This is a genomic window from Halopseudomonas salina (assembly GCF_014637955.1).
Lineage (GTDB): Bacteria > Pseudomonadota > Gammaproteobacteria > Pseudomonadales > Pseudomonadaceae > Halopseudomonas > Halopseudomonas salina.
Window position 1 is genome coordinate 1 of record NZ_BMFF01000011.1, and the last position, 15,482, is coordinate 15,482.

13 protein-coding genes and 1 tRNA gene are annotated in these 15,482 nt (G+C 56.0%); all 14 read left to right on the plus strand.

Translation table 11 applies throughout. The annotated features are described in order from the left end of the window. Window positions 1-89, plus strand: an 89-nt coding sequence (locus IEV54_RS17075; RefSeq protein ID WP_074842176.1) for an EF-Tu C-terminal domain-related protein, incomplete at its 5' end; no start/stop codon positions are given. A 57-nt stretch (window positions 90-146) separates the two neighbouring features. Continuing rightward, window positions 147-222: transfer RNA gene (locus IEV54_RS17080), tRNA-Trp, on the plus strand. 40 nt (window positions 223-262) lie between these two features. Next, window positions 263-631, plus strand: a complete 369-nt coding sequence (secE, locus tag IEV54_RS17085) for a preprotein translocase subunit SecE (RefSeq protein WP_150279436.1) — start codon at window positions 263-265, stop codon at window positions 629-631. A 9-nt stretch (window positions 632-640) separates the two neighbouring features. Then, the gene (gene nusG, locus IEV54_RS17090) at window positions 641-1,174 is read left to right on the plus strand and encodes a transcription termination/antitermination protein NusG (RefSeq protein WP_150279435.1); all 534 of its coding nucleotides are present in this window, start codon (window positions 641-643) and stop codon (window positions 1,172-1,174) included. Between the two features lie 114 nt (window positions 1,175-1,288). Next, entirely contained in the window at window positions 1,289-1,720 is a 432-nt protein-coding gene (gene rplK / locus IEV54_RS17095) for a 50S ribosomal protein L11 (protein WP_150279434.1), read from the plus strand. Continuing rightward, the gene (gene rplA / locus IEV54_RS17100) at window positions 1,721-2,416 is read left to right on the plus strand and encodes a 50S ribosomal protein L1 (protein WP_150279433.1); all 696 of its coding nucleotides are present in this window, start codon (window positions 1,721-1,723) and stop codon (window positions 2,414-2,416) included. Window positions 2,417-2,627: 211 nt separating this feature from the next. Then, window positions 2,628-3,128 (plus strand): 50S ribosomal protein L10, encoded by a 501-nt coding sequence (gene rplJ, locus IEV54_RS17105; protein WP_150279432.1) that lies wholly within the window; start codon window positions 2,628-2,630, stop codon window positions 3,126-3,128. Between the two features lie 78 nt (window positions 3,129-3,206). After that, window positions 3,207-3,575, plus strand: coding sequence for a 50S ribosomal protein L7/L12 (gene rplL, locus IEV54_RS17110; RefSeq protein ID WP_150279431.1), 369 nt, complete (start codon window positions 3,207-3,209; stop codon window positions 3,573-3,575). Window positions 3,576-3,791: 216 nt separating this feature from the next. Then, window positions 3,792-7,862 (plus strand): DNA-directed RNA polymerase subunit beta, encoded by a 4,071-nt coding sequence (gene rpoB, locus IEV54_RS17115; protein ID WP_150279430.1) that lies wholly within the window; start codon window positions 3,792-3,794, stop codon window positions 7,860-7,862. Between the two features lie 67 nt (window positions 7,863-7,929). Next, window positions 7,930-12,129: a DNA-directed RNA polymerase subunit beta' gene (gene rpoC, locus IEV54_RS17120; protein WP_150279429.1), complete on the plus strand. Its 4,200-nt coding sequence runs from the start codon at window positions 7,930-7,932 to the stop codon at window positions 12,127-12,129. A 147-nt stretch (window positions 12,130-12,276) separates the two neighbouring features. Further along, entirely contained in the window at window positions 12,277-12,648 is a 372-nt protein-coding gene (gene rpsL / locus IEV54_RS17125; protein ID WP_022964798.1) for a 30S ribosomal protein S12, read from the plus strand. An 83-nt stretch (window positions 12,649-12,731) separates the two neighbouring features. After that, on the plus strand, window positions 12,732-13,205 hold the full coding sequence (gene rpsG, locus IEV54_RS17130) for a 30S ribosomal protein S7 (protein ID WP_150279428.1): 474 nt from the start codon (window positions 12,732-12,734) through the stop codon (window positions 13,203-13,205). Between the two features lie 17 nt (window positions 13,206-13,222). Beyond that, window positions 13,223-15,325, plus strand: a complete 2,103-nt coding sequence (gene fusA, locus IEV54_RS17135) for an elongation factor G (protein ID WP_150279427.1) — start codon at window positions 13,223-13,225, stop codon at window positions 15,323-15,325. A 33-nt stretch (window positions 15,326-15,358) separates the two neighbouring features. Further along, on the plus strand, window positions 15,359-15,482 hold a 124-nt coding region (locus tag IEV54_RS17140; protein ID WP_229734600.1), incomplete at its 3' end, for a GTP-binding protein.

Genomic DNA, 15,482 nt, shown 5'->3' on the forward strand with positions numbered 1-15,482 from the left:
CGATCGCCATGGAAGATGGTCTGCGCTTCGCGATTCGCGAAGGCGGCCGTACCGTTGGTGCCGGCGTGGTTGCCAAGATTATTGCTTAATTAGCATTTGATCTTGAACTGTCGAGCCGGTACTATTGCCGGCTCGACTGCGATTACAGGCCAGTAGCTCAATTGGCAGAGCGGCGGTCTCCAAAACCGCAGGTTGGGGGTTCGATTCCCTCCTGGCCTGCCAGATTTCATTTTCTGGCTACCAAAACAGGATTTAATGATTCATGAGCACCAAAGCTGAGCTTTACGACGACCGCCTAGATGTACCCAAGTGGATTGTCGTGGCGATCATTGTTGTCGCCGGGGTTTATGGAAACCATTATTTTGCCGCCGAACCTGTTTTGTATCGTGCCCTAGCACTGGTTGTGTTGGGTTTGGTTGCAGGCTTTGTAGCGCTGCAGACATCCAAAGGCAAGGCTTTTTGGGCGCTCTTGAAAGAAGCGCGCATTGAAATTCGCAAGGTGGTTTGGCCAACCCGTCCGGAAACGACTCAGACAACCCTTATTGTAGTAGCGGTTGTATTGGTGATGGCCCTTGTTTTGTGGGGGCTGGATACCTTGCTGGGTTGGATCATTTCTCAGTTCATTGGTTAAGGGTGATCCGTGTCTAAGCGTTGGTACGTAGTGCATGCCTTTTCAGGCTATGAAAAGCACGTCATGCGCTCACTTCAGGAGCGTATCAAGCTGGCCGGAATGGAAGAGCTGTTCGGCGAGATCCTTGTGCCCACTGAAGAAGTAGTGGAAATGCGCAACGGTCAGAAACGCAAGAGCGAACGCAAGTTCTTTCCTGGCTACGTTCTGGTCCAGATGGAAATGAACGAAGGTAGCTGGCACCTGGTGAAAGACACTACCCGGGTACTTGGTTTCATTGGCGGTACCGCCGATAAGCCTGCGCCAATTACTGACAAGGAAGCGGATATTATCCTGCGCCGCGTTGCCGAAGGCACGGATAAGCCCAAGCCCAAGACGCTGTTCGAGCCAGGTGAAGTGGTTCGCGTTACTGATGGTCCTTTCGCCGACTTCAATGGTGTGGTGGAAGAAGTGAACTACGAGAAAAGCCGTGTTCAGGTGGCTGTTCTCATCTTTGGTCGTCCTACCCCAGTCGAGCTCGAGTTCGGCCAGGTAGAAAAGGGCTGATTGCCCACGTCCTCCTGAACCCTGCAGCGCCAATGGCGGTGCGGGGTTTTGTTGTCAGTGTGATGTGTTAAACCGGGGAGCCGCAAGGCGCTAATACCCATTGGAGAAAGAAACATGGCTAAGAAAATCAATGCTTATATCAAGCTGCAGGTGAAAGCTGGTCAAGCTAACCCTAGTCCGCCAGTGGGTCCGGCTCTGGGTCAGCACGGCGTTAATATCATGGAATTCTGCAAGGCGTTCAATGCCAAGACCCAAGGCATGGAACCTGGTCTGCCGACACCCGTGATCATCACCGTTTACAGTGACCGTAGCTTCACCTTTGAAACCAAGAGTACTCCGGCGGCCATCCTGCTGCTCAAGGCTGCTGGCTTGAAGGGCGGTTCCGCTCGCCCGAACACCCAGAAAGTAGGCACTGTTACTCGTGCACAGCTGGAAGAGATCGCCACTACCAAGAAGGCTGATCTGACAGCTGCCGACATGGACGCCGCTGTGCGTACCATCGCCGGCTCCGCGCGTAGCATGGGCCTTACTGTGGAGGGTGTGTAAATGGCTAAGTTGAGCAAGCGTCAAAAGGCAATCAACGAGAAAGTGCAGGCAAACAAGGCGTACGCCTTTGAAGATGCCGCCGCTCTGTTGGCCGAAGTATCCAGTGTCAAGTTTGTCGAGTCGGTTGACGTTTCTGTCAATCTGGGCGTCGACCCACGCAAGTCCGACCAGGTCGTACGTGGCGCCACCCTGTTGCCGCATGGCACTGGCAAGACCGTACGCGTAGCCGTGTTCACTCAGGGCGCCAACGCCGAGGCTGCTCTGGCCGCCGGTGCCGACAAGGTGGGTATGGATGATCTGGCTGCTGAAATGAAAGCCGGCGACCTGAACTATGACGTGGTTATCGCTTCTCCTGATGCGATGCGCGTTGTTGGTCAACTGGGTCAGCTGCTGGGCCCCCGTGGTCTGATGCCTAACCCCAAGGTTGGCACCGTGGCTGCTGACGTTGGCACTGCCGTGAAAAATGCCAAGGCCGGTCAGGTTCGCTACCGCACCGACAAGAATGGCATCATTCACTGTTCAGTCGGCAAGGTCGGCTTTGATGCCGTCAAGCTGAAGGAAAACGTTGAAGCCCTTATCGCCGACCTTAAGAAGGCCAAGCCTTCCACGTCAAAGGGTGTCTATCTGCAGCGCGTAACCCTGAGCACCACTATGGGTCCCGGGGTTCAGATCGATCACGCTTCCCTGACTATCTGATTTAACAGCGCTCTGCCTCTGGGTAGAGCGCTACTTTTTGGGGTCCCTGCCATCGCGGGGGCTATCCAAGACCGTAGGTGGCGAAAGTCTCAAAAAGGGGAAGCATTTCTCCCAGCCTACGCAGATGGTGCTCCCGATTCAGTGCAGGCTGGATCAGACACCAATACACGTCGCCTTCGGGCGATCAATGGTAAATCCAGGAGTAAAACCCGTGGCAATTAAGCTCGAAGACAAGAAAGCCATCGTCGCTGAAGTCAACGAAGCTGCCAAAGGTGCGCTCTCCGCTGTTGTGGCTGATGCCCGCGGTGTGAGCGTTGCTGCTATGACTGGTCTGCGCAGAGATGCGCGTGATGCCGGTGTGACCGTACGCGTTGTGCGTAACACACTGATGCGTCGCGCTGTTGAAGGAACTCAGTACGAGTGCCTCAACGACGTCTTTACAGGTCCGACTCTTATCGCCTTCTCCCATGAACATCCCGGTGCTGCTGCCCGCTTGTTCAAAGAGTTTGCCAAGAGTCAGAGCGCATTCGAGATCAAGGCCGCAGCCTTTGAAGGCAACTTCCTTGCAGCTTCACAGATCGACATTCTGGCTACGCTACCGACTTACGACGAGGCTATTAGCCAGCTGATGAGCGTGATTCAAGGCGCCACCAGCAAGTTCGTTCGTACCTTGGCTGCTGTTCGCGATCAGAAGGAAGCCGAAGCTGCCTGATAGGCGCTTCAAGCTCGTTCATTCGCACACCCTATTTTGACGGTCTCCGGATCGTCCACCAATACAGGAATTTGAGTCATGGCTCTGACCAACGAAGATATCATCAACGCCGTTTCCGAAATGTCAGTAATGCAGGTTGTTGAACTGATCCAGGCAATGGAAGAGAAGTTTGGCGTTTCCGCTGCTGCCGCTGCTGGCCCAGCTGCCGGCCCGGCTGCCGCTGCTGCTGAAGAGCAGACCGAGTTCAACGTTGTTCTGACCGAAACCGGTGAGAAGAAAGTGAACGTGATCAAGGCTGTTCGCGAGCTGACAGGCCTGGGCCTGAAAGAAGCCAAGGCACTGGTTGACGGCGCTCCTGGCACCATCAAGGAAGGCGTCTCCAAGGACGAGGCAGAAGCTGCCAAGAAGACCCTGGAAGAAGCCGGCGCCAAGGTTGAGCTCAAGTAAGCTTGTGCGACCTTGTGTCGACAGTCTGATTTAACGGTCAGATTGATGGCTGGTGGCCTGTGTGCCACCGGCCTTTTTCCGTTCTGGTGAGCTTCTGTGAAGCAGCCGACGGGAAGGCACCCCGAGGGGTGAGCAAGGCGTAGGACTTGCAAGCATTTTCTGGTTTTCCCCGCAGGGGAAAGCCAATCAAGCAGGTGACCAAGCTGGGGAACGCTGATGGCTTACTCATATACTGAGAAAAAACGTATCCGCAAGGACTTTGGCAAACTGCCGCATGTGATGGATGTGCCCTATCTGCTGGCGATTCAGCTGGATTCCTATCGGGAATTCCTGCAATCGGACGTGGCGAAGGAGCAGGTTCGTGATATCGGTCTGCATGCGGCCTTCAAATCTGTGTTCCCCATTATCAGCTACTCCGGTAATGCGGCACTCGAATATGTCGGTTATCGTCTGGGCGATCCTGCCTTTGACGTCAAGGAATGTGTCTCTCGTGGTGTGACCTACGCGGTCCCGCTGCGCGTGAAAGTGCGCCTGATCATCTTTGATCGTGAGTCTTCCAACAAGGCGATCAAGGACATCAAGGAGCAGGAAGTCTACATGGGGGAAATCCCCCTGATGACCGAGAACGGTACCTTCGTGATCAACGGTACCGAGCGTGTTATCGTTTCCCAGCTGCATCGCAGCCCGGGTGTGTTCTTCGACCACGATCGTGGCAAGACGCACAGCTCCGGCAAGCTGCTGTACTCGGCCCGCGTGATTCCTTACCGCGGCTCCTGGCTGGACTTTGAATTTGATCCCAAGGATGCGGTTTTTGTTCGTATCGACCGTCGTCGCAAGTTGCCTGCGTCCGTGCTGTTACGTGCGCTGGGTTACCAGACCGACGAAATTCTGGACATCTTCTACGACACCAACGTGTTCGAGGTAAAGGGTGAAAACCTGCAGCTCGAGCTCGTACCCCAGCGCCTGCGCGGCGAGATTGCGACCTTTGACATCAAGGATGACAAGGGCAAGGTTATTGTCGAGAAGGGCCGTCGTATCACAGCACGGCACATCAACCAGCTTGAGAAAGCAGGTATCGACAGTCTGGAAGTGCCATTTGACTACGTGCTTGGCCGTACTATTGCCAAGCCGATGATGGATCCCGCCACCGGTGAAATTATCTCCGAGTGCAACGTCGAAATCTCGGTTGATCTGATTGCCAAGATGCAGAAGGCTGGCATCAAGCGATTGGAGACGTTGTACACCAACGATATTGACTGTGGTCCGTTCATCTCCGACACATTGCGCATTGATGGCACTACTACCCAGCTTGAAGCGCTGGTAGAAATCTATCGCATGATGCGTCCCGGCGAGCCGCCAACCAAGGATGCTGCCGAGACCCTGTTCGGCAACTTGTTTTTCAGCACCGATCGTTACGATCTGTCTGCTGTTGGCCGCATGAAGTTCAACCGTCGTATTGGCCGTGACGAGATCGAAGGCGCTGGTGTCCTGAGCAAGGAAGACATCATCGAAGTGCTCAAGACCCTGGTCAACATCCGTAACGGCAAAGGCGTTGTCGACGATATCGACCACTTGGGTAACCGTCGCGTGCGCTCGGTTGGCGAGATGGCCGAGAACCAGTTCCGTGTTGGTCTGGTGCGTGTTGAGCGTGCGGTCAAGGAACGTTTGTCCATGGCCGAAAGCGAAGGCCTGATGCCGCAGGATCTGATCAATGCCAAGCCGGTTGCGGCGGCAGTGAAAGAATTCTTCGGTTCCAGCCAGCTGTCCCAGTTCATGGACCAGAACAACCCGCTGTCCGAAATCACCCACAAGCGCCGTGTCTCGGCTCTTGGGCCGGGCGGTCTGACCCGTGAGCGTGCCGGCTTCGAAGTGCGTGACGTACACCCGACCCACTACGGTCGCGTATGTCCTATCGAAACGCCTGAAGGCCCGAACATTGGTCTGATCAACTCGTTGGCTACCTACGCCCGTACTAACAAGTACGGCTTCCTGGAAAGCCCGTACCGTCGTGTACGCGATGCCCAGGTGACCGACGAGATCATCTTCTTGTCAGCGATCGAAGAATCCGATCACGTTATCGCCCAGGCTAGCGCCAAGGTTGAAGACGGCAAGCTGACCGATGACCTGGTAGCAGTGCGTCACCAGAACGAATTTACTGTCAAGGCGCCACATGAAGTGACCCTGATGGACGTGTCGCCGCGCCAGGTAGTATCGGTTGCTGCGTCGTTGATTCCGTTCCTCGAGCACGACGATGCCAACCGCGCCTTGATGGGTTCGAACATGCAGCGTCAGGCCGTTCCCACACTGCGTGCTGAGAAGCCTCTGGTCGGTACCGGCATGGAGCGTAACGTTGCCCGTGACTCGGGTGTGTGCGTAACCGCACGCCGCGGTGGTGTGATCGATTCTGTCGACGCCAGCCGTATCGTGGTGCGCGTGGCCGATGACGAGATCGAAGCTGGCGAAGCCGGCGTCGACATCTACGTCATGACCAAATACACCCGTTCCAACCAGAACACCTGTATCAACCAGCGTCCGCTGGTGAAGAAAGGTGATGTCATCGTACGCAATGACATCCTCGCCGACGGTTCCTCCGTCGACATGGGTGAACTGGCCCTGGGTCAGAACATGCGCGTCGCGTTCATGCCCTGGAATGGTTACAACTTCGAAGACTCGATTCTGGTCTCCGAGCGCGTGGTGCAGGAAGATCGCTTCACCACCATCCACATCCAGGAACTGACCTGTGTGTCCCGCGACACCAAGCTGGGGCCGGAGGAAATCACCTCCGACATCCCCAACGTCGGTGAATCGGCACTGGGCAAGCTGGATGAGGCTGGTGTGGTCTACGTCGGCGCCGAAGTCGGCCCTGGCGACATCCTGGTCGGTAAGGTCACGCCCAAGGGTGAAACCCAGCTGACTCCTGAGGAGAAGCTCTTGCGAGCCATCTTCGGTGAGAAGGCGTCTGACGTTAAAGATACGTCCCTGCGCGTGCCGACTGGTACCAAGGGCACGGTCATTGACGTTCAGGTCTTCATCCGTGACGGCGTCGAGCGCGATTCCCGCGCCCTGGCGATCGAGAAGGAACAGCTCGACGAGATCCGCAAGGATCTGCAGGAAGAGTTCCGTATCGTCGAAGTAGCTACTTTCGAGCGTCTGCGTGCAGCGCTGGTTGGTCAGTCAGTTGAAGGCGGTGCTGGCCTGAAGAAGGGCGCGAAGCTGACTGATGAAATTCTGGACGGCATCGAGCATGGACAGTGGTTCAAACTGCGCATGAGCGAAGACAGTCTGAACGAGCAGCTGGAGATGGCGCAGGCGTATCTGTCTGACCGCCGTAAGCTGCTGGACGACAAGTTCGAAGACAAGAAGCGCAAGCTGCAGCAGGGCGACGACCTGGCGCCAGGTGTACTCAAGATCGTCAAGGTCTACCTGGCTATCAAGCGCCGCATCCAGCCGGGTGACAAGATGGCCGGTCGTCACGGTAACAAGGGTGTTATCTCGGTCATCATGCCGATCGAAGACATGCCCCATGACGAGTACGGCACGCCGGTCGACATCGTGCTGAACCCGCTGGGTGTTCCTTCGCGGATGAACGTAGGTCAGATTCTCGAAACCCACCTGGGCCTCGCGGCCAAGGGGCTGGGTGAGAAGATCAACCGGATGCTGGAAGACCAGCGCAAGGTTGCCGAGCTGCGCGAGTTCCTCGACGAGATCTACAACAAGGTTGGTGGTCGCCAGGAGAAACTCGAAGAGCTCAGCGATCAGGAAATCATCGACCTGGCGAACAACCTGCGTGGTGGTGTGCCCATGGCGACGGCCGTATTCGACGGTGCCAAGGAGCATGAGATCAAGCATATGTTGCGCTTGGCCGACTTGCCCGATACAGGTCAGATGAAGCTGATCGACGGTCGTACCGGTAACAGCTTTGATCGTCCGGTGACTGTTGGTTACATGTATATGCTGAAACTGAACCACCTGGTCGATGACAAGATGCACGCCCGTTCCACCGGTTCGTACAGTCTGGTAACCCAGCAGCCGTTGGGTGGTAAGGCGCAGTTTGGTGGTCAGCGTTTCGGTGAGATGGAGGTCTGGGCCCTGGAAGCATACGGTGCAGCCTACACATTGCAGGAAATGTTGACTGTGAAGTCGGACGACGTGAATGGCCGTACCAAGATGTACAAGAACATCGTGGACGGGGATCACCGTATGGAGCCAGGCATGCCTGAATCCTTCAACGTGTTGATCAAGGAAATCCGTTCGCTGGGTATCGATATCGAACTGGAATCCGAGTAACCACCAACTGCCCATGTCTCAATGGTGAAAGTATCCCGCCATTGAGACACTGCGAGGAGTATAGGCCTTGAAAGATCTACTGAACCTGCTTAAGTCCCAGGGACAGATTGAAGAGTTCGATTCACTGCGAATCGGCTTGGCGTCACCGGAAATGATCCGGTCCTGGTCATATGGCGAAGTCAAGAAGCCGGAAACCATCAACTACCGCACGTTCAAGCCTGAGCGTGATGGCCTTTTCTGCGCCAAGATATTTGGCCCGGTAAAGGATTACGAGTGCCTGTGCGGTAAGTACAAGCGGCTCAAACACCGTGGTGTGATCTGCGAGAAGTGCGGCGTGGAAGTGGCTCTGGCCAAGGTCCGTCGCGAACGCATGGGTCACATCGAGCTGGCCTCACCGGTCGCTCATATCTGGTTCCTCAAGTCGCTTCCTTCCCGGATCGGTTTGTTGCTGGACATGACGCTGCGCGATATCGAGCGCGTGCTGTATTTCGAATCCTACCTGGTTATCGAGCCGGGCATGACGACCCTGGAAAAGGGTCAACTGCTCAACGATGAACAGTATTTCGAAGCGCTTGAAGAGTTCGGTGACGACTTCGATGCCCGCATGGGTGCCGAGGCGATCTTCGAGCTGCTGACTCACATGGATCTGGTCCACGAGATTGCCGTGCTGCGTGAAGAGATTCCGCAGACTACATCCGAGACCAAGATCAAGAAGCTGTCCAAGCGTCTGAAGCTGATGGAAGCGTTCCACGGTTCGGGAAACAAGCCCGAGTGGATGGTCATGACCGTACTGCCCGTGCTGCCGCCGGATCTGCGTCCGCTGGTACCCCTGGACGGTGGCCGTTTCGCGACCTCGGATCTGAACGATCTGTACCGCCGTGTGATCAACCGTAACAACCGCCTCAAGCGTCTGCTGGATCTGTCTGCGCCCGATATCATCGTGCGGAACGAAAAGCGCATGCTGCAAGAGTCGGTTGATGCCCTGCTGGACAACGGTCGTCGTGGCCGTGCCATCACCGGCACCAACAAGCGCCCGCTGAAATCCCTGGCCGACATGATCAAGGGCAAGCAGGGCCGCTTCCGTCAGAACCTGCTGGGCAAGCGCGTCGACTACTCCGGCCGTTCGGTAATCGTGGTTGGTCCTACCCTGCGTCTGCACCAGTGTGGTCTGCCCAAGAAGATGGCACTCGAGCTGTTCAAGCCGTTCATCTTCGGCAAGCTGGAGCACCGTGGTCTGGCGACTACCATCAAGGCCGCCAAGAAGATGGTCGAGCGCGAGCTGCCAGAAGTATGGGATATCCTCGCTGACGTAATTCGCGAGCACCCAGTACTGCTGAACCGTGCTCCGACCCTTCACCGCCTGGGTATCCAGGCGTTCGAGCCGGTTCTGATTGAAGGTAAGGCAATCCAGTTGCACCCGCTGGTCTGTGCTGCCTACAACGCCGACTTCGACGGCGACCAGATGGCTGTACACGTTCCGCTGACCCTCGAGGCCCAGCTGGAAGCGCGTGCACTGATGATGTCCACCAACAACATCCTGTCGCCGGCTTCCGGTGAGCCGATCATCGTGCCATCGCAGGACGTGGTACTGGGTCTGTACTACATGACCCGTACACGTATCAATGCGAAGGGCGAGGGCATGCGCTTCGCCGACGTTAACGAAGTGGAGATGGCTTACCGTAGTGGTCAGACTGATCTGCACGCGTTGGTAAAAGTACGCATCAGCGAAACCATCAAGCACAAGGATGAGAGCTGGACCACAGAAAGCCGTATCGTTGATACCACGGTCGGTCGGGCCCTGCTGTATCAGATTCTGCCCAAGGGCTTGCCCTATGAGCTGGTCGATCAGCCCCTGAAGAAAAAAGCGATTTCCAAGCTGATCAACCAGTGCTACCGCGTGGTGGGTCTGAAGGAAACCGTTATCTTCGCTGACCAGCTGATGTATGCCGGTTTTGCCTACTCGACCATTTCTGGTGCTTCCATTGGTGTGAATGACTTCGTCATCCCCGATGAGAAGGCGCGCATCATTGATGCGGCCACCGAAGAAGTGAAAGAGATTGAAGATCAGTACGCCTCGGGTCTGGTGACCCAGGGTGAGAAGTACAACAAGGTGATCGACTTGTGGTCCAAGGCCAACGACGAGATCTCCAAGGCGATGATGGACAACCTCAAGTCCACCCGCGTGCTGGATCGTGACGGCAACGAAGTGGAGCAGGAGTCCTTCAACTCCATGTACATGATGGCTGACTCCGGTGCCCGGGGTTCCGCTGCCCAGATTCGTCAGTTGGCGGGTATGCGGGGCCTGATGGCCAAGCCGGACGGCTCAATCATCGAGACGCCGATTACCGCCAACTTCCGTGAGGGTCTGAACGTACTCCAGTACTTCATCTCCACGCACGGTGCCCGTAAGGGCCTGGCCGATACGGCTCTGAAGACAGCGAACTCGGGTTACCTGACACGCCGTCTGGTAGACGTAGCCCAGGATCTGGTGATCACCGAGACTGATTGCGGCACCGATCGCGGCCTGCTCATGGCGCCGCACATTGAAGGTGGCGATATCGTCGAGCCGCTGGGTGAGCGCGTACTGGGTCGTACCATTGCCCGTGATGTGATCAAACCCGGCACGGAAGAAACTATCGTTCCGGCCGGCACCCTGATTGATGAGAAGTGGGTCGAGTTCCTCGAGCTGAACAGCGTCGACGAAGTCATTGTGCGCTCGCCCATCAGCTGTGAAACCCGCTATGGCGTATGTCGTACCTGTTACGGTCGCGACCTGGCTCGCGGTCACCTGATCAACATCGGCGAGGCCGTGGGTGTTATTGCTGCCCAGTCGATCGGTGAGCCAGGTACCCAGCTGACCATGCGTACGTTCCACATCGGTGGCGCGGCAAGCCGGACGTCGGCTGCTGACAGCGTTCAGGTGAAGAACGGCGGCATTATTCGTCTGCACAACCTTAAGCACGTTGAGCGTGCCGACGGAACTCTTGTGGCCGTATCCCGCTCCGGTGAACTGGCCGTAGCTGACGAATTCGGTCGTGAGCGCGAGCGCTATAAGCTGCCTTACGGTGCCTTCATTTCCATCAAGGAAGGTGAAAAGGTTGCCGCTGGTCAGGTTGTTGCCAAGTGGGATCCGCACACTCACCCCATCGTTACCGAGATATCCGGTACTGTGGCTTTCTTTGGAATGGAAGAGAACATCACCATCAAGCGTACAGCTGATGAGCTGACTGGTCTGACCAACCTTGAAGTCATGGATGCCAAGGATCGCCCGGCAGCAGGTAAGGACATCCGTCCTGCAGTGAAGCTGGTCGACGAAAACGGCAAGGAATTGTTGCTGCCAGGTACTGATGTGCCTGCCCAGTACTTCCTGCCAGCCAACGCTCTGGTCAATCTGTCCGATGGTGCCAAGGTGAACGTGGGTGACGTTGTTGCCCGTATTCCCCAGGAAACGTCAAAGACCCGAGACATCACCGGTGGTTTGCCACGTGTTGCCGACCTGTTTGAAGCCCGTCGCCCGAAGGAATCTTCCATTCTGGCGGAAATCAGCGGCACGATTTCCTTCGGTAAGGAAACCAAGGGCAAGCGTCGTCTGGTCATTACTCCGACCGATGGCAGCGAGCAGTACGAAGAGCTGATTCCGAAGTGGCGTCACCTGAACGTGTTCGAAGGTGAGCAGGTTACCAAGGGTGAAGTCATCTCCGACGGTCCGAGCAACCCGCACGATATCCTGCGTTTGCTGGGTGTCAGTGCATTGGCCAAGTACATTGTCAACGAGATTCAGGACGTATATCGCCTGCAGGGCGTGAAGATCAACGACAAGCACATCGAAGTGACCATTCGCCAGATGCTGCGTAAGGTTGAAGTCACAGAGACCGGTGATTCGAACTTCATCAAGGGCGATCAGATCGAACTGACCAGCGCTCTGGAAGAAAACGAACGCCTGGTTGCTCAGGATAAATTCCCGGCCAAGTACGAGCACGTGCTGCTGGGTATTACCAAGGCATCGCTGTCGACCGAATCGTTCATTTCCGCGGCTTCCTTCCAGGAAACCACGCGGGTACTGACCGAAGCGGCCGTCACTGGAAAGAGCGACCATCTGCGCGGCTTGAAAGAGAACGTAGTAGTAGGTCGTCTGATTCCAGCCGGTACCGGTCTGGCCTATCACGCCGAGCGCAAGCGTCAGCGTATGGCCGACAAGCCGGCGAAGGTCAGTGCAGTAGAGATCGAGCAGGCGCTGTCCGATGCGTTGAATTCGGGCAACGACTGAATAAGGTGGTCGGCGCCCGCGGGCGCCGCTGACCTTGACGAGCGGGGGCGGGCTCTATAGAATTCCGTACCCCTAAAATTGGTGGGACGCTGTGTCCTGCCATTTTTTATTTAATATGTCTGATAGACATCAGTGGAGTTTTGCTAGATGGCGACAATTAACCAGCTGGTTCGCAAGCCGCGCAAGCGCGTTGCTGAAAAAAGCGACGTGCCAGCGCTGCAGAACTGCCCGCAGCGTCGTGGCGTGTGTACTCGTGTATACACCACTACGCCGAAGAAGCCGAACTCGGCTCTGCGTAAGGTCTGCCGTGTCCGTTTGACCAACGGTTACGAAGTTTCTTCCTACATCGGTGGTGAAGGTCACAACCTCCAGGAGCACAGCGTTGTGCTGATCCGTGGTGGTCGTGTAAAGGATTTGCCAGGTGTGCGTTATCACACTGTTCGCGGTTCTCTGGACACCTCCGGTGTCAAGGATCGTCGTCAGGGCCGTTCCAAGTACGGTGCCAAGCGTCCTAAGTAATTTTTGAATTCATTTATCCTGAGTCGATAAGAGTAAGGTCGGGCAAGTCCCGGGCTAACCTGAAGACCGTTTGAGGGCTTATCATGCCAAGACGTCGCGTAGCAGCAAAACGTGAGATCCTGCCAGAACCAAAGTACGGCAGCCAGATTCTCGCCAAGTTCATGAACCACGTAATGGAAAGCGGCAAGAAAGCCGTAGCCGAAAGCATCGTTTACGGTGCCCTGGACAAGGTCAAGGAGCGTACCAAGACCGAAGATCCAGTCGAGCTGTTCGAGCGCGCGCTCGATGCCATTGCACCGCTGGTCGAGGTTAAATCCCGCCGTGTAGGTGGTGCCACCTATCAGGTTCCGGTTGAAGTGCGTCCCTCCCGTCGCAACGCTCTGGCGATGCGCTGGTTGGTTGACGCTGCCCGTAAGCGTGGCGAGAAGTCGATGGCTCTGCGTCTGGCTGGCGAGTTGGTCGATGCTGCTGAAGGTAAGGGTGCAGCAGTCAAGAAGCGTGAAGATGTGCACCGTATGGCTGAAGCCAACAAAGCCTTCTCCCATTATCGCTTCTAACGACTCAGGAGAATATTTTGTCTCGTGTAACCCCCATTAATCTGTACCGGAATATTGGTATCTGCGCGCACGTTGATGCGGGCAAGACTACTACGACGGAGCGGATTCTTTTTTACACCGGCGTCAACCACAAGATGGGTGAGGTGCACGATGGTGCGGCTACCATGGACTGGATGGCGCAGGAGCAGGAGAGAGGGATTACCATCACCTCTGCTGCTACCACGGCGTTCTGGGAAGGTTCTGAGAAGCAATACAAGCGTCACCGCGTCAACATCATCGATACGCCCGGTCACGTCGACTTCACTATCGAAGTAGAGCGCTCCTTGCGGGTGCTCGACGGCGCAGTCGTCGTGTTCTGTGGTACCTCCGGTGTTGAACCGCAGTCGGAAACGGTATGGCGTCAGGCCAACAAGTATGGTGTGCCGCGTATCGTTTACGTGAACAAGATGGACCGACAGGGTGCAGACTTTCTGCGCGTAGTCGAGCAGATCAAGAAGCGGCTTGGTCATACGCCTGTCGCGATCCAGTTGGCTATCGGCGCCGAAGAAAACTTCGAGGGGCAAATCGACCTGCTGCGCATGAAAGCCATGTACTGGAGCGATGAGGACAGCGGCCTTACCGCTCGCGAGGAAGACATTCCCGCCGAGATGCTGGAGATGGCGCAGAAGTATCGTGAGCAGATGGTCGAGGCTGCTGCCGAAGCCAATGAAGAGCTCATGAACAAGTACCTGGAAGGTGGCGAGTTGACCGAGGACGAGATCAAGGCGGGGCTGCGTCAGCGCACTCTGGCCTGCGAGATTGTTCCTGCGGTCTGTGGTACTTCGTTCAAGAACAAGGGCGTGCCCCTGGTTCTTGACGCCGTTATCGATTACTTGCCTGCGCCTGACCAGGTTGTTGCTATCAAGGGTGCTCACCCTGATGACGAGGAGAGGCTCGATGAGCGGCATGCCGATGATTCCGAGCCCTTCTCTGCGCTGGCATTCAAGATCGCTACTGATCCCTTTGTGGGAACGCTGACGTTCGTTCGGGTGTATTCCGGCGTGCTGAAGTCTGGCGATGCTGTATTGAATTCAGTCAAGGGTAAAAAAGAGCGCGTGGGTCGTATGGTGCAAATGCATGCAAACGCCCGCGAGGAGATCAAGGAAGTGCTGGCCGGGGATATCGCGGCTCTCATCGGGATGAAGGACGTCACCACGGGTGACACTCTTTGTTCACAGGATCATCCGATCATCCTTGAGCGCATGGAGTTTCCTGAGCCGGTTATTTCGGTAGCAGTTGAGCCGAAAACAAAAGCTGACCAGGAAAAGATGGGTGTTGCCCTGGGTAAGTTGGCTCAGGAAGATCCGTCATTCCGTGTGCGCACTGATGAAGAGTCCGGTCAGACCATTATCTCCGGTATGGGCGAGCTGCACCTGGATATTCTGGTTGATCGCATGAAGCGCGAATTTGGCGTGGAAGCCAATATCGGCAAGCCGCAGGTGGCTTATCGTGAAGCGATCCGCAACAAGTGCGAAATCGAAGGCAAGTTCGTGCGTCAATCCGGTGGTCGCGGCCAGTATGGTCACGTCTGGATCCGGTTTGAGCCATCCGACGAAAGCGAGGAAGGTCTTGTCTTCGTGAATGAAACTGTCGGTGGCTCGGTACCGCGTGAATATATTCCGGCTGTCCAGAAGGGTATCGACGAGCAGATGAAGAACGGCATTCTTGCCGGTTATCCTCTGCTGAACTTGAAAGCAACACTGTTCGATGGCTCGTTTCACGATGTCGATTCGAACGAGATGGCATTCAAGATCGCTGCTTCCATGGCCACCAAGCATTTGGCCCAGAAGGGCGGCGCGGTGCTGCTCGAGCCGATGATGAATGTCGAAGTTGTGACACCCGAGGACTACATGGGTGATGTGATGGGCGACCTGAATCGTCGTCGCGGTCTGGTACAAGGAATGGAAGATTCCGTTTCCGGTAAAGTGATCCGCGCTGAGGTCCCACTTGGTGAGATGTTCGGTTACGCCACGGATGTGCGCTCCATGTCCCAGGGGCGTGCGAGCTACTCCATGGAGTTTTCGAAGTACTCCGAGGCGCCAACTAACATCGCCGAAGCAATCATCAAGAAGCAAGGCTAACTGAACCCAAGCTAATCAAAGAGGCTATCTACCGTGGCTAAAGAGAAATTTGAACGTAAAAAACCGCACCTTAATGTGGGCACCATCGGTCACGTCGACCATGGCAAGACCACTCTGACAGCGGCATTGACCAAGGTTTGCGCTGAATCCTACGGCG